Source organism: Streptomyces sp. NPDC088350 (genome assembly GCF_044753545.1).
Taxonomy (GTDB): Bacteria; Actinomycetota; Actinomycetes; order Streptomycetales; family Streptomycetaceae; genus Streptomyces.
The window spans coordinates 136,090-153,299 of record NZ_JBIVNL010000017.1; the positions used below are offsets into that span (position 1 = coordinate 136,090).

The 17,210-nt window shown below is 70.6% G+C and carries 15 protein-coding genes; 6 read left to right on the top strand and 9 right to left on the bottom strand.

All coding sequences use genetic code 11. The annotated features are described in order from the left end of the window. Window positions 1–512: 512 nt before the first annotated feature. From ACIQBL_RS43025 to ACIQBL_RS43035, 3 genes are read right to left on the bottom strand one after another with little or no spacing between them, the layout of a single operon-like run. Window positions 513–1,442 (bottom strand): NAD-dependent epimerase/dehydratase family protein, encoded by a 930-nt coding sequence (locus ACIQBL_RS43025; protein WP_401953012.1) that lies wholly within the window; start codon window positions 1,440–1,442, stop codon window positions 513–515. 57 nt (window positions 1,443–1,499) lie between these two features. Beyond that, entirely contained in the window at window positions 1,500–2,276 is a 777-nt protein-coding gene (locus ACIQBL_RS43030; protein WP_401953015.1) for a GNAT family N-acetyltransferase, read from the bottom strand. A gap of 41 nt (window positions 2,277–2,317) precedes the next feature. Then, entirely contained in the window at window positions 2,318–2,713 is a 396-nt protein-coding gene (locus ACIQBL_RS43035; protein ID WP_401953018.1) for a MerR family transcriptional regulator, read from the bottom strand. A 71-nt stretch (window positions 2,714–2,784) separates the two neighbouring features. Here ACIQBL_RS43035 and ACIQBL_RS43040 point away from each other — a divergent pair, with 71 nt between their 5' ends. Further along, window positions 2,785–3,999: an MFS transporter gene (locus ACIQBL_RS43040; protein ID WP_401953020.1), complete on the top strand. Its 1,215-nt coding sequence runs from the start codon at window positions 2,785–2,787 to the stop codon at window positions 3,997–3,999. A 10-nt stretch (window positions 4,000–4,009) separates the two neighbouring features. After that, window positions 4,010–5,146, top strand: coding sequence for a DUF6183 family protein (locus tag ACIQBL_RS43045; RefSeq protein WP_401953023.1), 1,137 nt, complete (start codon window positions 4,010–4,012; stop codon window positions 5,144–5,146). A gap of 220 nt (window positions 5,147–5,366) precedes the next feature. On the opposite strand, the gene ACIQBL_RS43050 is transcribed toward ACIQBL_RS43045, so the two are convergent. Both ACIQBL_RS43050 and ACIQBL_RS43055 read right to left on the bottom strand, forming a co-directional pair. Beyond that, window positions 5,367–6,023 carry a response regulator gene (locus ACIQBL_RS43050; protein ID WP_401953025.1) on the bottom strand — a complete coding sequence of 219 codons (657 nt, stop codon included), beginning with the start codon at window positions 6,021–6,023 and terminating at the stop codon, window positions 5,367–5,369. After that, window positions 6,020–7,045: a sensor histidine kinase gene (locus ACIQBL_RS43055; RefSeq protein ID WP_401953028.1), complete on the bottom strand. Its 1,026-nt coding sequence runs from the start codon at window positions 7,043–7,045 to the stop codon at window positions 6,020–6,022. The genes ACIQBL_RS43050 and ACIQBL_RS43055 overlap by 4 nt, the downstream gene beginning before the upstream one ends. A 132-nt stretch (window positions 7,046–7,177) precedes the next feature. Between ACIQBL_RS43055 and ACIQBL_RS43060 the strand changes: the two genes are divergently transcribed. Then, window positions 7,178–7,906 (top strand): ABC transporter ATP-binding protein, encoded by a 729-nt coding sequence (locus ACIQBL_RS43060; protein WP_401953031.1) that lies wholly within the window; start codon window positions 7,178–7,180, stop codon window positions 7,904–7,906. After that, window positions 7,906–8,694, top strand: a complete 789-nt coding sequence (locus ACIQBL_RS43065; RefSeq protein ID WP_401953033.1) for an ABC transporter permease — start codon at window positions 7,906–7,908, stop codon at window positions 8,692–8,694. Before ACIQBL_RS43060 ends, ACIQBL_RS43065 begins: the two co-directional genes overlap by 1 nt. 124 nt (window positions 8,695–8,818) lie before the next feature. On the opposite strand, the gene ACIQBL_RS43070 is transcribed toward ACIQBL_RS43065, so the two are convergent. Then, entirely contained in the window at window positions 8,819–9,718 is a 900-nt protein-coding gene (locus ACIQBL_RS43070) for an SDR family oxidoreductase (RefSeq protein ID WP_401953036.1), read from the bottom strand. A 188-nt stretch (window positions 9,719–9,906) separates the two neighbouring features. On the opposite strand from ACIQBL_RS43070, the gene ACIQBL_RS43075 reads away from it, so the two are divergent. Beyond that, on the top strand, window positions 9,907–10,836 hold the full coding sequence (locus ACIQBL_RS43075; protein WP_401953038.1) for a LysR substrate-binding domain-containing protein: 930 nt from the start codon (window positions 9,907–9,909) through the stop codon (window positions 10,834–10,836). A gap of 330 nt (window positions 10,837–11,166) precedes the next feature. On the opposite strand, the gene ACIQBL_RS43080 is transcribed toward ACIQBL_RS43075, so the two are convergent. Further along, window positions 11,167–11,922, bottom strand: coding sequence for a chaplin (locus ACIQBL_RS43080; RefSeq protein WP_401953040.1), 756 nt, complete (start codon window positions 11,920–11,922; stop codon window positions 11,167–11,169). Window positions 11,923–12,216: 294 nt separating this feature from the next. Here ACIQBL_RS43080 and ACIQBL_RS43085 point away from each other — a divergent pair, with 294 nt between their 5' ends. Then, a complete protein-coding gene (locus ACIQBL_RS43085; protein ID WP_401953043.1) occupies window positions 12,217–13,809 on the top strand; it encodes an alpha/beta hydrolase in 1,593 nt (530 codons plus the stop codon). Here the strand turns inward: ACIQBL_RS43085 and asnB are convergent. After that, the gene (gene asnB / locus ACIQBL_RS43090) at window positions 13,798–15,639 is read right to left on the bottom strand and encodes an asparagine synthase (glutamine-hydrolyzing) (protein ID WP_401953046.1); all 1,842 of its coding nucleotides are present in this window, start codon (window positions 15,637–15,639) and stop codon (window positions 13,798–13,800) included. The two genes, ACIQBL_RS43085 and asnB, sit on opposite strands and share 12 nt — an antisense overlap. Before the next feature lie 287 nt (window positions 15,640–15,926). Continuing rightward, window positions 15,927–17,189: an arginine deiminase gene (locus ACIQBL_RS43095; protein WP_401953049.1), complete on the bottom strand. Its 1,263-nt coding sequence runs from the start codon at window positions 17,187–17,189 to the stop codon at window positions 15,927–15,929. Window positions 17,190–17,210 lie beyond the last annotated feature (21 nt).

A 17,210-nucleotide genomic window follows, 5' to 3' on the forward strand; every position in this document is an offset into this window, starting at 1 on the left:
CCCTACCTACGGCTTCCGTCCCGTGCCCACGCTGCCCTACCTACGGCTTCCGTCCCGTGCCCACGCTGCCCTACCTACGGCTTCCGTCCCGTGCCCACGCTGCCCTACCTACGGCTTCCGTCCCGTGCCGGCGCCGAAGTGCCCACGGCTTCCCTTTGATGCCCGTGCTGACATGCCTACGACTTCCCTCCCGTGCAGACGCCGACCTGCCCGCAGCTTCCCTTCGACGCCCGCGCCGACGCACCCGAGGCTTCCGCCCAGTACCGGCGTCACCGTCCCTGCGGCTTCCCTCCCGCGCCTGCTCTCACATGCCCACGGCTTCCTCCCGTGCAGACGCCGACCTGCCCGCAGCTTCCCTTCGACGCCCGCGCCGACGCACCCGAGGCTTGCGCCCGGTACCGGCGCCACCGTCCCTGCGGCTTCCCTCCCGCGCCCGCGCTGCCGTACCCGCGGCTCGCCCCGGCCGACGTGCGTCTCGCGGCGAGCACTTGGGGAAACCCCCGCCGCACGACTCACCGCGCGGCGCGCAACGCGGCGAGGCCGTCCTGGCTGGACGGGTATGCGGGCGTCCAGCCCAGTTCCCGTTCGGCCTTGGCGCTGGACACGCGTTGGTTGCTGGTCATCATCGTGTGCGCGTACCCCATCGGCCGAACCATCCACAGCGGTACGGCCATTGGCTTCGGCAGCCCGAACTCCCGAGCCACGCACAGCACATGGGCGCGGAAGCCGAGCGGTGTGCGGTCGGTGATGTTGTACGCCTGCCCCGGGCGGCCGTGTTCGACGGCGGCGGCCACCGCGCGGGCCGCGTCGGTGAGTTCGATCCAGGGCAGGACCCGGCCGTGATCGTCGGGGGCGGGCAGTTGCCGCTTGCGCAGCAGGGGGAGGACGGCGTCGGTGCCGCCGGGGCCGTAGAAGAGGCCGAAGCGGAGTGCGATGCCTTCCAATCCGGGTGCCTCGAAGGTGAGTTGCTCCTTGGTGCGCATGCCCTCGATGTGCTTCTCCAGCTCCGCTGTGGTGCCGCGCGGGCCGAAGGGGTCGTCCTCGGTGAGGAGTTGGGGGCCGAAGTCTCCGTAGCCGTAGCCGAAGACCATCGACTCGGAGAGGAAACGGCGGGCCCCGGTGGCGCGGGCGGCCTCGATGAGGTGGGCGGTGCCTTCGATGCGCACGGCGTTGGTGGCACGCATGTCGCGGTGGCGGAGGGGTGGCTTGCGCAGGGCGGTCGCGGCGTGGACGACCGTGTCGAAGCGGTGTCCGTCGACCGCGCGGAGCAGTGCGTCACGGTCCATGAGGTCGGCGCGGATGCCGTTGCCGGGTCCTCGGCCGAGGCCGGTGACCTTGTGGCCGGCGTCGGTGAGGGCCTTGGTGATGTGCCCGCCGAGGACGCCGCTCGCACCGGCCAGGAGGATGCTCTGGCTGTGCCGATTGTTCTGGTTCGTCGTCATGACGATGCGACGGTTCGGGCGGTCACCGATGTGACATCACCGTGCTGACCTGCTGTTCTACGGCTCGTACACGTACGGCGTGGTCGTGGTCAGCGCGGCGAGGCCCAGGCGTTCGAGGATGGGGCGGCTCTGGTCGGAGGCGTCGACCTGGAGGTAGCGGTAGCCCCGGTCCGCGGCGATGCGGGCGCGGTGGGCGACCAGGGCGCGGTAGATGCCTCGGCCCCGCCACTCCTCGACCGTGCCGCCGCCCCACAGGCCGGCGAACCGGGTACCGGGGACGAGTTCCATGCGGGCCGCGCTCACCGGTTCGTCGCCGGCGAGGGCGAGGACGGCGACGACCGTGTCGGGGTGGGCGGCGAGTTGGGCAAGGAGGTGGGCGCGCAGCCGGGTGCTGTCGGTGCCGAAGGCCTTCTCGTGGACGTCGGCCACGAGGTCGACGGCGGCACGGTCGGTGACCGGCAACAGGCGGATGCCGTCCGGCAGTTGGGCGTCGAGGGTGAGTTCGGTGATCTCACCGACCATCAGCGTCTCCTGCGGTTCGGGCGTGAACCCGGCCGCCGTCAGCCGCTGTCCCAGGTCCGTCGGCAGGTCGTGGCCGTAGAGCTTCCACTCGAAGTCGCGGCCGAGCCCGGTGAAGTACGCGATCTGCTCGGCGATCGCCGCGTCGGCGTCGGTCTCGTCCAGGTCCGACCACAGGACGACGTTCCAGCCGTGCTCGTCGGCGACCTGGCGCACCACTCCCCCGGTCCGCTCGACGCGGGCCCCGGGTCCGTCGGGTCGGGCGCCTTCACGCAGGTCGCGGTCGTGAAGGGCGAGCACGGTGGCAAGGTCCATGGGCAACACTTCAACATTCGCGAGCGCCCCCGGCAACGGGATTAAGCACCCTCCGACGGCACAGCCGGGCCTACGGCCGGCCGCACGGCCGCCAGATACGCGCTCAGCCGGTCGCGGTTGCGGGCCAGGCAGTCGATGCGGGCCTGGATCCGGTCGATATGGCCGCTGAGCAGGGCGGCCGTCTCGGGGGTCAGGCAGTCGGCGGGGACATGGATCTCGTCAGGGCCGGAGAGATACGGCAGGATCGCGCGGATCATCTCGGTCGTGAGGCCCGAGTCCAGCAGGCCGCGGATCTGCTGGACGTCCCGGACGGCGGGCTCGCCGTAGAAGCGGTAGCCGTTCTCGGTGCGGACGGGGTGGAGCAGGTCCTGTTCCTCGTAGTAGCGCAGGAGGCGGGTGGGGACGCCGGTGCGGCGGGAGAGTTCGCCGATCTTCATGGCCGCCTCCGGGAGCACGCTTGCGGGTCGCCCTTGCCTTCACACTGATGTGAGGGTTCGACCATGGTCCCATGACCGTCGCATCCCCGGCCATGGGCACCCGTCTGCCCTGGTCAGGACTCCTCGCCCTGACCACGGCCGCCTTCACCGCCGTCCTCACGGAACTCCTCCCCGCCGGTCTGCTGCCCCGGATGGCACCGGCACTCGGCGTCTCCGAGGCACGGGTCGGCTTCCTGGTCACCGGTTACGCGGTCGCCTCCTTCCTGGCCGCGATCCCGGTCACGGCGGCCCTGCGCGGGCTGCCGCGCCGACCCGTCCTCGTCGGTACGCTGCTGGGCTTCGCCTGCGCCAACGCGGTGGTCGCCCTGTCGTCCTCGTACGCCCTCACTTTCGGCGCCCGCCTGCTGGCCGGGGTCATGGGCGGCACGATGTGGGCGATGCTCGCCGGGTACGCGGCCCGGATGGCCCCCGTCGAGCGGCGCGGCCGGGCCATCGCCGTCGTACTGGCCGGAATCACCCTCGCCCTCTCCCTGGGCGTGCCCGCCGGTACCGCGCTGGCCGGGGCGCTCGGCTGGCGCACGGCGTTCGGGACACTGGCCGGTCTCGCGGTGCTGCTGGTGGGTTGGGTGCGGTGGCGGGTCCCCGAGTTTCCCGGTGAACTGCCGGGCGCACGCGTCCCGTTGAGGGGCGTGGTTCTGCTCCCGGGGATCCCGGCCGTCCTGTCGGTCACCCTGTTCCTGCTGCTGGGCCATCAGGCGATGTACACGTACGTCGCCCCGTTCGCGGCACACGCCGGCTACGGACGTACGGACGTCGTCCTGCTGGTGTTCGGGGTCGCCACGGTCGTCGGGATCTGGGTCACCGGGGTACTCGTCGACCGATGGGCGCGGCCTGCTCTGCTCGGTGCGCTGGCACTGTTCGTCGCGGTCATGTGCGTACTCGCGCTGTACGGCGACTCCCCCGCGGTGCTCCTCGGCGCCGTCGCCGTGTGGGGTGCCGCGTTCGGCGGGGCGCCGACACTGATCCAGACCGCGCTCGTCAACGCCTCCGGGCCCGAACACGCCGATGTGGCAACGTCGTTGCAGACCACGGTGTACAACGCGGGCATCGCCGGAGGGTCGTTCACCGGGGGTGTCGCTCTGTCGGGGTGGGGTGCGGGCGCTCTGCCCTGGACCGCGCTGCCACTGGTCGCCGGTGCGCTCGCCGTGGTCGTCCTGGGCGGCCGGTACGCCTTCCCGGTGATGCCCGCGGATATCGGAAGGCGCGTGAACTCGCCCCGCGCATAGGCTCGGTGCCGTGGATGAGCGGATATCGGAGATCGTGGAGAAGCTGCCCGACCTGGAGAGCGTCACCGGCGTGTGGGACGTGGCCGACCGCCGCCATGCGCAGGGCGACACGGCCTTCCCCGCGGATCTCGGCATCGCCTTGGCCCGGCGCTACGACAGACCGGGCGCCGAACAGGTCTGGCAGTACGGGAGTGTCCACGACCATCTGCTCCGCCTGCTCGCCGTCACACCCGGCCCCGAGAACGTCCACCACGCGCTGCGGCTGATCGCGGCGACACCGACGCAGCGTCAACGGGACCGCTACATCGCCTCATTGCTCGCCTCGGGCCATCCGGCGGAGGAACTCGCGGTGGTGTTCGGCACGGGCGGCGCGCCCGTCTCGGACGAGCTACGCGCCTGCCTCGTCCAGGAGTTGGCGCTCAGGGGCGCCCCCGTCCCCGAACTGCCGGGTGTCGCAGGGTGGACCGCCTCACCGCACTGGAGTCACCACCCGCTGAGCCTACTGCCTCTCACGCTCTCCTCCGTGGAGGAGGATGCCCCGCTGCCGCGTTACGGCGTCAACGGCAGTAGCGCCGAGCTGCCTTACGGGCCTTCGGAGGAGCGCGGGATGAGGGCCGACCTGCGGTTGCCTGTTCCTACGACCGTCGAGACGACGACCGAGCCGGCCGTCACGCTCATCGCCTCGGCGGTCGCGAACTGGGCCGAGGAGTCCAACGGCCGTATCGAAGCACGGACGTTCAGCTTCATGGAGGCTCTCGACGAGGCTGCGCTACCGAGCGTCCTCTCCTCGCTGGGTCTCAAGTGCCTTGACGGCGTGGGGAAGAAGAGCCGTCTCTCCGTCTCCGTCATTCCGGCGACGCGGGCCTGGCGGGTGCTGTTCGCCGCGGCTTCCACCGGCGGGGCCTACAACCGCGGGGGGTACGGCGCCTACGGCCGCCTCGCCGCCCGGCAGTCCCTCGCGGGACTGTCCGGTGCCGGGCCGGACGCCTCAGCGGCCGAGATCGAGACGCGCGCGAAGTCCTGTACCTGGTACGGCTTCGAGGCGCCCACACCCTGGTTCTGGCAGGTGGCCTGGGACATCGGCGTGACAGCTGTCGCCCCGGACCGCCGGAGCCTCGCGGTACTTGCCGCGTCGGACACGGACTGACGGTGACGGCGCCTTGGCCGGGATGGACGAGAACAACGGACCATCCGATCCGGGCCGACAACCGCCCGCACCGGGCCAGTTGCACCCGCTGCGCAGGCCCTCAATGGGAATGTCCTGTTCCGTGCTGGCGGCCTGGGTGTTCGCGGTGTGTCGCATGTGCGGGCCAGGGCATCGTGTCTCATGATCTTGGCCTTCCGCGGCCGGTCGAAGGCGGGGCGGACTAGCCGGCGAGGCCGCTGCGGTAGGCGTGGATGACGAGTTGGACGCGGTCGCGGGCGTCGAGTTTGGTCAGCAGTCGGGCGACGTGGGTCTTCACCGTGCCCGCGCCGATGTACAGCCGTTTGGCGATCTCGGCGTTGGTGAGCCCTTCGGCGACGAGCAGCAGCACTTCGTGTTCACGGGTGGTGACGGCCTCGGGCAGACGCGGCCGTTCCTGACCCCGCGGTGGCGGTGCCGGCCTGTTGACGTATGCCTTGATGAGTCGTTTCGTGACGCGTGGCGCGAGGAGGGCCTCGCCCTGGGCGACGGTGCGGAGGGCGGACTGCAGGTCGAGGGGCGGTGCGTCCTTCAGGAGGAAGCCACTGGCCCCGGCACGCAGTGCGCCGAAGACGTACTCGTCCAGGTCGAAGGTGGTGAGCATGAGGACACGGGCGTGGCCGGCGGCGGTGATACGGCGGGTGGCTTCGATGCCGTCCATCTCGGGCATCCGGACGTCCATCAGCACGACGTCGGGCCGGTGTTCCGCGGCGGCTGCGACGGCGTCCCGGCCCGTTGCGACGCTGCCGATCGCCTTGAGGTCCGGGGCGGTGTCCACGATTCCGGCGAGGCCGACGCGGATCAGCTGCTGGTCGTCGGCGACCAGGACCCGGATGGTCACGGCCGCTGCCGCTCGTCGGCGGTGGGCTGTGGCCCGTCCACGGGGATGCCGGCCCGGACCCGGAAGCCGCCGGTCGTGGTCGGCCCCGTCTGCAGGGTGCCGCCGTAGAGGGCGAGGCGCTCACGCATCCCCGTCAGTCCGCGCCCGGTGCGGCCCTGGACCGGCCGGACGCTGCCGTCGTCGGTCACCGTGAGCGTCAGCTCGCCGGGTCCGTACGCGACGGTGACGTGCGCGGCGCTCGCGCCGGCGTGCTTGACCACGTTGGTCAGCGCCTCCTGGACGATCCGGTACGCTGCCGCCTCCAGCCCGGGGGGCAGTGGTCTGGCATGCCCGGTGACCGCGAGGTCGATCCGCAGGCCGGCTCTCCGGGTACCTTCGGCGAGCCGGTTCAGGTCCACGAGTTTCGGGGCGGGGGCCAGTCCCGCGTCGTCCGGATCGTCCGTGTCGTCGTGCAGCACGCCGAGCATGCGGCGCAGTTCGACGAGGGTCTCCCGGCCGGTGGTCTCGATCGCCTCCAGCGCGCTCCGCGCGTCCTGGGGGCGGTCGTCGATCACCAGGCGGCCGAAGCCTGCCTGGACGGAGATCACGCTCATGGAGTGCGCGATGCCGTCGTGCAGCTCGCGGGCGATGCGCAGTCGTTCCGCCGCCGCCTGGCGATCGGCGCGGTCGCGTTCCTGCCGCAGCAGCGTGTGCAGATACCGGCGCCGCTGCCCGACCGCGAAGCCCACCGCCCAGGCGCCGCCGAAGAGCAGCGCGAAGGGCACCACGGCCCCGGCGTGTTCGAACCTGGGCAGGCCGGTGGACACCGCCAACGCCAGCGCCGCGGCCAGGGCGGTTCCCGCGGTGCGGGCCGGGCGCAGGGACGTGACGCAGAAGAGCGCGAGGGCGAGCGGCACTCCGCCCCAGAAGATCGCCTGCGGATGCCACGGCGCCAGGCCGCACACGGCCAGCGACAGGACGACGAAACCCTCCGGCCAATAGGGTCGGAACGCCTCCGGGACCGCGTACGTCTTCCGTTCCACGACCTGAGCGTATGCGCCTACCGGTCATGCCCACATCGTCCGCAGGCCCTATGCCGTACGGCAGACCCGGGTCCGGAAGAACCTGCCCGCAGGCAGATGAAGCGTCCTGCCCGTCCCGGCATCGTCATGGACGTGATTCGATGCGAGCACCTCACCAAACGCCATGGCCGCAAGGTCGCCGTCGACGACCTCACCTTCGAGGTCCGGCCCGCCCGCGTGACCGGCTTCCTCGGCCCCAACGGCGCGGGCAAGTCGACCACCATCCGCGCCGTCCTCGGCCTGGACACCCCGAACGCCGGCCGCGCCCTGGTGGACGGCGTGCCCTACCGCCGGGCCGAACAGCCGCTGCGCCGCGTCGGCGCGCTCCTCGACGCCGGAGCCGTCCACCCGGGCCGCGCGGCGCGGGCACATCTCGCCGCGCTCGCGGCCACCAACCACATCCGGCGCAGCCGGGTCGAGGAGGTACTCGCGCTCACCGGCCTCACCGACGTCGCCCACCGCAGGATCGGCACCTACTCGCTCGGCATGAAGCAACGCATGGGCATCGCCGCCGCACTGCTCGGAGACCCCCCGGTCCTCATCTTGGACGAACCCACCAACGGCCTGGACCCGGAAGGCATCAGGTGGATCCGCACCCTGATGCGGTCGCTGGCCGCCGAAGGGCGCACCGTCCTGGTCTCCAGCCACCTCATGAGCGAGATGGCCCTCAGCGTCGAGCATCTTCTCGTCATCGGACGAGGACGTCTGCTCGCCGATGTCCCGATCACGGACTTCGTTCCGGTCGGCGCCTCACTGGAGGACGCCTACCTCGACCTCACCGAATCCGCCGTGGAATACCGGACCGAAGGGACGGGACACTGATGCCCACCGCACTGACAGGTGCCATGGCCGGCGAGGTCATCAAGCTGCGTTCCCTCCGCTCGACCTGGATCACCGCTCTCATCGCCGTGGCATTCGGCCTGGCGCTGAGCCTCCTGGACGTCGCCCACACCGCCGGCGCCTGGCCGCACATGACGACGGCCGACCGGGCCCAGTTCGACCCGGTGGGCGACTCACTCTCCGGCTTCGCCTTCGCCGTCCTCGCCTTCGGCGTCCTCGGCGTGCTGGGCGTCAGTAGTGAGTACACCACCGGACTGATCCACTCGACGCTGACCGCGACACCCCGGCGGGCACTCGCCTACACCGCCAAGACCCTCGTCATCGGCGGATTCGCCCTGCTGCTCGGCGAACTGACCGCATTCATCAGCTTCTTCCTCGGACAGGCCGTCCTGGCCAGGCAGCACCTCGACGTCGGCCTGGGCACGCCGGGCGTGCTGCGCGCCGTGTCCTGTGCCGGGTTGTACCTGTTCGTCGTCACCATCGTGGGCTACGGCCTCGGAGCCGTCATCCGGCACACCGCCGGAGCCATCGCCGCGCTCTTCGCCCTGGTCTACCTCGGCTACGGCGCGGCAAAGGCGGTGGAAGGCTGGTCCTACCTGCCGAGCAGACTCATGCTGAGCAACGCCGCCGACGCCCTCGGCCAGCTCCACCCACATCCCCTCCACCCGGAACGCGTCCCCTCCCTCTCCTTCGCCCTCTTCGACCTCGCCCTCTACCTCGCACTCGCGCTCGCCTGCGGGGCCTGGCGCTTCACCCGTGACGCCTCATAGACACGCCGTCCGATCCGCGGCAGGAACGGGCAGCGGAAATGGCGGTCGCGATCAGCTGCGACGCCTCCGCACTCGGAGAGAGCAGCAAACGAAACGCGAACCTACCCGCTGGGCAGCGGGCTTCCTACACCTCTTCGAAGTAGTGCCCCGTCTCAAGGTCCGCCATCAGTCCCACCTCCGCCGGCTCCCACCCCGTCTGCTTCTGCGTCTGCGTGCTCGACGCCGGGCAGTCCAGGGAGGCGACGAGGCCGAGGAAGCCGAAGTGGTCGAGTGCCGCCTCCGGGGTCACGCTTTCGGTGGGGACGTCGAGGCGGCGGGCGACGACCTCCGCGATCTCACGGAGCGGCAGTCCCTCGTCGCCGACCGCGTGGTACTGCGCGCCCGCCGGGGCCGACTCCAGGGCCCACCGGTACAGCCGGGCCGCGTCGAGGCGATGTACGGCCGGCCAGCGGTTGGCGCCGTCGCCGACGTACGCCGAGACGCCCTTCTCGCGGGCGGCGGTGATCAGCATCGGGACGAATCCCCGGTCGCCCGCGCCGTGCACGGACCGGGGCAGCCGGATGACCGACGACCGTACGCCGCGCTCCGCCAGGGCGACCGCCGCGATCTCGGACGGCTGACGGACGGCCGCGAACGACTCCGGGTCGACCCTGTCCTCCTCCGTCGCCACCCGTCCCTGAGGCAGTCCCGGTGTGCCCGAGGTGACCACGAAGGGCTTGTCGGTGCCCGCGAGCGCCTCACCGATCGTCTCGACGGCCCGCAGATCGGTGGCGCAGTTGGCGGCGAAGTCCGAGAAGTCGTGGACGAACGCCAGGTGGCAGACCCCGTCCGCCTCCGCGGCACCGCCGCGCAGGCTGTCGAGGTCGTCGAGGGAACCCCGGTGCACGGCGGCCCCCGCCGCCGTCAGCGCCTCGGCGGACGCGTCCGAGCGGGCCAGACCCGTGACCGTGTGCCCCGCGTCGAGCAGTTCACGAACCACGGCGGAACCGATGAACCCGGACGCGCCGGTGACGAAAACACGCATGCTGCGTTCCTTCGACGAAGTGGGTGTGGACCTGTGCTGTGTTGTGCCGCGCTGTGGTTCCATCGTGGGCGGGGCACCGGTTCCAGGTCCAAAGCCTGTTTGGCATCAGGCAATACGCCACAGGCATCACTGCAGCTCATCGACCTATTGAGCCAAACCGCCGCCCTATCTCGCCGTACACTTCAGGCATGACGCAACCGCCTCCCGCGCCCGATCTCGAACTGCGCCTCGTGCGGTACTTCATCGCCGTCGCCGAGCAGCGTCACTTCGGCCGTGCCGCCGAGGTCCTGCACATCACCCAGCCGTCCCTCAGCCGTCAAGTCCGGCGCTTGGAGCAGCAGTTGGGCGCCCGCCTGCTGGACCGTACTCCGCAGGGCACCCGTCTCACGGAGGCCGGGGAGGTCTTTCTCCCGCGCGCGAAGGCGTTGTTGCGCTCCACCGCCCAGGCCGCCGCCGAGACCCGCGCCGCCGCCGAACCCTGCCGCCTCACCGTCGGCTATGTCGCGAACCTCTTCGTCACCCCCGCGGTCCGCGAGGTGCGACGCCGGCATCCGGACGCCGACGTGCACGTCGTACACCTGGCCTACGACGAGACACGTGCGGCCCTGCTCGAACGGCGGGTGGACGCGGCGGTGGCCCGACTGCCGTTCTCCACCGACCAGTTGGAGGTCACGGTCCTCTACGACGAGCCGCGCGTCCTGCTCGTCCCGTTGGACCACCGCCTGGCCGGCAAGGAGTCCGTCACCCTGGACGACATCGCCGACGAGCCCCTTCCCCAGGTCCCCGGCGCGGACCCGGCGTGGACCGCCTTCTGGCGTATCGATCCCCGGCCCGACGGCCGCCCGGCACCCGGTGGGCCGGTCATCCGGGCCCTGGAGGACAAGTTCGAGTTCGTCGCCGACGGACAGGCCGTGGCCATCACGGCCGGTCTCCGCCCCGGCCAGACGATCCGCCCGGACATCACCGCGATCCCCCTCTACGGCGTCGAGCCGAGTCATGTCGCCCTGGCGACCCGGGCCGGCGAGCACAACCGCCTGCTGTCCGCGTTCCGGAAGGCGGCCCACGCACTCCTCAAGGCACCATCGGCTGAGCCCGACGAACTTCCTTACGGTTCCTAGGAATTACCGCGCTCCACTCTGGTGATGCGCGTCGACGCGGACACCGGGCGGGAGAACAAGACCGAGTAACGGGCCCTGGAGAAGGCCGGGTTCACCCGGGAGGGGTTCCTGCGGAGCGTCGCGTACCGAAACGGACGGTACTGGAACGGACGTTGGCGGGACGGACGGTGGCGAGACACGCGGTAGCTGGACGAGCGGTAGCGGGACGGCGTGCGGTACAGCATCCCGCGCGGGGCGCGGCCCTGACCCGGTCATGACGGACGGAGGACGGCGGAGGCCCCACCGGTCGTGTACCCGGTGGGGCCTTCCGTCCTGGCGCGGGTGCTCGGGTCAGCGTCCCACCCTGGGGCGGAAGCGCCGGTACAGGGCGGCGCCGCCCAGGAGGAGGGCCGCGCTCGTGACGGCGGCCGGGATGGTGTTGTCGGCGCCTGTGTGGGCAAGCGACGCCTCGGCGGCGGGCGGTGTGTGGTGCCCCTCCACCTGCACTCCCGGTCCTGTTCCCGGGTGCGGTGTCGACGGCGTGGGCGGCTCGGGGGTCGGGCTCACGGGGCCGCGAAGGTGGTCGCCCGAGGTGTTCCCGGACTCGTTGCCCACGCTCGGGTTGCCGACGCCGACCACGCTCACGGAATTGCCGCTGAGATTCACGGGGAGATGGATCGGGAGTTGCACTCCATTGCCTGAGAGCACACCCGGCGAATCCTTTCCGCCGCCCTGCGCGACGGCACCGGCGGGCGGCCCGTCGGGGTTCTTCACGGCACCCCCGTGCCCGCCACCCCCCTGCACGCCACCGTTGTGTGTGGCACCCCCGTGTGCACCACCCCTGTGTGCGCCACCCTCCTTCGCGCCGTCTTCATTGGCGCACCTGTTGCCCGCAGCCGGGTTGAGGAGCCCCGCCACATTCACGGTGTTCCCGCACACGTTCACCGGCACGTGCACCGGGAGCTGGATGGTGTTGCCGGAGACCACTCCGGGCGAACCGGTCGCGGAGCCGTCCGCAGCGGAATCGGCGAACGCCGGCACAGCCAGAGCCATCGCACCGGATGCGGCGGCGACGGCGATCACACCGTTTCGGGTAACCCGTTTCATAGGTTCCCTGCCTTCCAGAGTTGTAGCGGGCGCCCGCCCGCACCGGATAAAACGCGGGCGCACCATCCGAGTTATGGCTTATCGGCCTTTCACTCCATCGAGCGGCACGTTTATCGAACTACTCGTAACGACCCCGGTGAAGTCGGAAAAACATTAGTCGGACAACCGCTTATGCCTATTGAAGGGGCGCAGAATACGGCACCGGTCGCCGCTCCGCTCGCCGGGAGGCGGGGTCCGAGAGGCCCGCCTATCGTGATCGAGGGCGCTGGTCACGGCGCGTTCTTGGAGGCATTGATGCTGGCCAGGCTGTCATCGCGGCCCGCGTTCCGGCGCTGCGCGTTCACCGGGGTCCTCACGCTGGCACTGTTCGGCGCGGGGCTGCCCGCGCTCGGCGCACCGGCCACGGCCGGCGACCGGCCGCGGCCCGAGCTGTCCCGGTTCTACCGGCAGAAGGTGAAGTGGGCCGCGTGCAAGGACATGGACGCGCCCAAGGACCTGCAGTGCGGAAAGGTCACCGTCCCGCTCGACTATGCGAAGCCCGGCGGCGGGACACTCGATCTCGCGCTGGCCCGTTATCGGGCGACCGGGAAGTCGAGGGGTTCCGTACTGCTCAACTTCGGCGGCCCCGGCGGCGCCGGAGTCAGTGAACTCGCCTCGGACGGCAAGGAGTTCATGGATCTGACGAACGGCTACGACGTCGTCACCTTCGATCCGCGCGGCATCGGCCAGTCCTCGCCCGTGAGTTGCGGCGCGGGTACCGACCAGGGCTCGGCCGCGGTCGACGAGGACGTCACCGCCAGTACGGATCCGAAGGTCGTCCTCAAGCAGTTGCGGAAGGCGGCCGAGATCTGCGCCAAGTACTCCGGTCCCGTCCTGCCCCACATCGGCACGGTCAACGCCTCCCGGGACCTGGACGTGATGCGCCAGGCGCTCGGCGACAAGAAGCTCAACTACCTCGGCTTCTCCTACGGAACGCGGCTCGGTGCGGTGTACGCGGCCCAATTCCCCAAGAAAGTGGGCCGGTTGGTGCTCGACGGCGTCGACACCCTCACCGAACCGCTGTCCGAGCAGGGCATCGCGGGCGCCGAGGGACAGCAGACGGCGCTGGAGGACTTCCTCAACTGGTGTGTGCAGGACATCGCCTGCCCCTTCGGGACGGACGCGCGGTCGGCGCCGGACCGGGTCGTACAGCTCGTGCGCTCGCTCGACCAGGACCCGGTGCGGACGGACTACGGCGACACGTTCTCCGGCCAGGACCTGGTGGGGTCCATCAGCCAGGCGCTGTACAGCCAACAGTTGTGGCCAACGCTGGAGCGGGCCATCGCCTCGCTGGTGGAGGACGGTGACACGCGGGCCATCATGGCGTTCTCGTCCGGCGGTTCCGGCCTGCCCCGCCTTGGCGGGGGCGGTGGGATCGTCGACGCGCAGGACGTCCCGCTCGACAACCTCCCGGCCGCGCTGACGGCCGTCAACTGCGCCGACGACCCCGACCGCCCCACCGCCGAGCAGATCACCAAGAACCTCGCCGGACTGCGCGCCGAGTACGAGCAGGCGTCACCGGTGTTCGGCCATTACCGGCTGACCGAGGTGCTGATGTGCTACGGCCGTCCCAAGGGCACCGCCTACATCCGCGACGACGTCAAGAACGTGCACGTGTCGAAGATGCTGCTCGTCGGGACCCGGGGCGACCCGGCGACGCCGTACCGCTGGACCGTGGAGACGGCCCAGCGGCTCGGTTCGTCGGCTGTGGTGCTCGACAACAAGGGTGAGGGCCACACCGGTTACGCGTCTTCCAAGTGTGTGCACACCAAGGTGAACGACTTCCTGCTCTACGGCTCGCTGCCGCCCAGTGGGAGTTCGTGCGGTGCGGACGCTTCAGGCGACTGAGATCTCGGGGGTGTAGAGGTCCAGCCAGAGCGCCAGGTCGAGGGCGCGTTCCAGTCCGCGCCGGCCCGCCTGGGTACTGATGGGCGCGTCGCGGTGGGCGGCCCGCCGGAGCTTCTCGCGGTCGACGAGGTCGAAGACCGGGTCGGAGGGCCGGGCGAGGAGGTCCTTGGCCTGGTCCTGGAGGGCGACCGCGTACTTGGGGTCCTGTGTGGACGGGTACGGGCTCTTCACCCGGTCGTACACGGACTTCGGGAGGACGTCCGCGGTGGCCTCCCTGAGCAGGGTCTTCTCGCGGCCGTCGTAGGACTTGAGGGTCCAGGGCGTGTTGTAGACGTACTCGACGAGCCGGTGGTCGCAGAACGGGACGCGGACCTCCAGGCCGACGGCCATGCTCGCGCGGTCCTTGCGGTCGAGCAGGATGCGTACGAAGCGGGTGAGGTGGAGGTGGCAGATGCGCCGCATGCGGAACTCGAAGTCGCTCTCGCCGTCGAGGCGTTGGATACCGGAGACCGCGTCGCGGTAGCCGTCCGCGAGGTACGACTCCGTGTCCAGGGCCTTGGTCAGGTCGGCGCGCAGCACGTCGGAGTCGTCCCCGAAGTCCCGTCCGAAGCGCACCAGCCAGGGGAAGGTGGCCGCGCGCCGGGCCTCCTCGTCGAAGAACTGCTGGTAGCCGCCGAAGACCTCGTCGGCGGACTCGCCGGACAGGGCGACGGTGGACTGGTCGCGGATGGCGCGGAACAACAGGTACAGCGAGGAGTCCATGTCGCCGAAGCCCAGGGGCAGATCGCGCGCCCGGAGCATCTTCGCCCGTACGTCGGGGTCGGCGAGCGCCTGCGCGTCGAGCACGATGTCCTGGTGGTCGGTGTCCGAGGCGCGGGCCACGTCGTGGACGAACGGCGTGTCGGGGGTGCCGCGCAGTTGGTCGGCGACGAAGTTCTCGCTCTGACCGGCGAAGTCGACGGCGAAACTGCGCACCTTCTCGCCGTGCTCGGCGAGTTGGCGGGCGGCGATGGCGGTCATGGCGGAGGAGTCGAGGCCGCCGGAGAGCAGCGTGCAGCGGGGTACGTCGGCGACGAGTTGGCGGCGCACGATGTCGTCGAGGAGGGTTCTGACGGTCGCGACGGTGGTGTCGCGGTCGTCGGTGTGCGGGCGGGTCTCCAACTGCCAGTAGACGCGCCGGTGCAGGCCCGCGCGGTCGACGGTGACGACGGTTCCGGGCTCGACCTCGAACATGCCGTCCCAGACGGCGTGTCCGGGCGACTTGATCATCGTGAACAGCTCACGCAGGCCGTCCAGCGTGACCCTGGCGCGGGCGAGCGGGTTGGCGAGGATCGCCTTCGGTTCGGAACCGAAGAGGACGCCGTCGGGGGTCGGGTGGTAGGAGAAGGGCTTGATGCCCATCCGGTCGCGGATCATGACGAGTTGGTCGCGGCGACCGTCCCAGATCGCGAAGGCGTACATGCCGTTGAGGCGTTCGGCGACCGCGTCGCCCCATTCGAGATAGCCGCGCAGCACGACCTCGGTGTCGGAGGCGGTGGTGAACCGGTGTCCCCGGTCGGTGAGTTGGCGGCGGAGTTCGGTGAAGTTGTAGGTCTCCCCGGAGTAGACGAGCGCGACGGTGCCGTCCGCCGTGTCGGCGGTCATCGGCTGGTGGCCGCCGGGCAGGTCGATGATCGCGAGCCGGCGGTGCCCGAGGGCCGCGGGGCCCTGGACCCAGGTGCCGCGGTCGTCCGGGCCCCGGCAGGCCATCGTCTCGGTCATCGCATCCAATGTCGCGGCCTCGGTGCGCAGTTCACGGTCGAAGGAGACCCAGCCGGTGATGCCACACATGCGTTACCTCCTGCGTCGGCACGCCGGGAAGAGGCCACCCACCTGCGCATTCCGTCTGCACGACCCACACCCGCCGAACCAGTTGTATCGAGCACCTACATGACGAGCGTGTGTCACACCCGTAGGGCCGGTCAACATGTCCGTAACCTGAACGGCCGCGCCACCCCCGGGTTTTCGGCCGTGCTTTGCGCACCCGAGGTCCGGGGATCGGGTCCCCACCGGGCGGCTCTCGTCAGGAACCGGCCATGGGCAAAGAGTTGGACAACATCCCCCGTGCGCCCCGAAGTTCAGAACTCGATCGGGTCCCGCACGATCGGGCAGGTCATGCAGTGCCCGCCGCCCCGGCCGCGCCCCAGTTCGGCGCCGACGATGGTGATGACCTCGACACCGGCCTTGCGCAGCAGGGTGTTGGTCTGGGTGTTGCGGTCGTAGGTGAAGACCACGCCCGGTTCCAGCGCGACCGCGTTGTTGCCGCTGTCCCACTGCTGGCGTTCGGAGGCGTAGACGTCACCGCCCGTCTCCACGACCCGCAGTCCGGGCAGGCCGAGTGCCTTGGCGACGACGTCGGTGAACGGGGTCGAGCCCTCGTCGACGACGTCGATGCCGGGCCCCCTGTCGCCAGGACGCAGGGAGAAGGTGTGGACGGCGTCCATGATGGCCGGGTACAGGGTCACCAAGTCGCGGTCGGCGAAGGTGAAGACGGTGTCGAGGTGCATCGCGGAGCGCAGCTTCGGCATCCCGGCGACGACGACGTGCTCGGCGGCGCCCAAGTCGAAGAGGGCCTTGGCGACTTGGGTGACGGCCTGGCGCGAGGTGCGCTCGCTCATGCCCATGAGGACCACGCCGTTGCCGACGGGCATGATGTCGCCGCCCTCGAACGTGGCCTGCCCCCAGTCGAGTTCGGGGTCGCCCCACCAGACGACGGAGCCCGCGAAGTCGGGATGGAAGGTGTAGATCGCCTTCATCAGGAGGGTCTCGTCGTGCCGGGCGGGCCAGTAGAGCGGGTTGAGGGTGAGGCCGCCGTAGAGCCAGCAGGTCGTGTCGCGGGTGTAGAGGGTGTTGGGCAGCGGGGGCATCAGGTATTCGCGCACGCCCGTCGACTCGCGGACGAGGGCCGTGTAGGGGGTGCGGTAGTCGTCGGGGAGGTCGGTGGTGGCGAGGCCGCCGATCAAGTACTTGGCCAGTTCGGCCGGTTCGAGGGATTCCAGGTAGGCGCGGGTCGTGTCGATGAGTCCGAGGCCGACCTCGTTCGCGACGATCTTCCGGTCCAGGAGCCAGTCCTTGGCGGCGGGGATCGTCATGGTCTGGGCGAGCAGTTCGTGCAACTCGACCACGTCGACGCCGCGTTCGCGGAGTCTGTTCACGAAGTCGGCGTGGTCGCGCTGGGCGTTCTCGACCCACATCACGTCGTCGAAGAGCAGGTCGTCGGAGTTGGTCGGGGTGAGCCTGCGGTGGGCCAGACCCGGCGCGCAGACCAGCACCTTGCGCAGCCGGCCGACCTCGGAGTGGACGCCGTACTCATGTCGGTTCACGCTGTCTTGACTGGTCACGGTGCACCTTTCCGTAGGCCG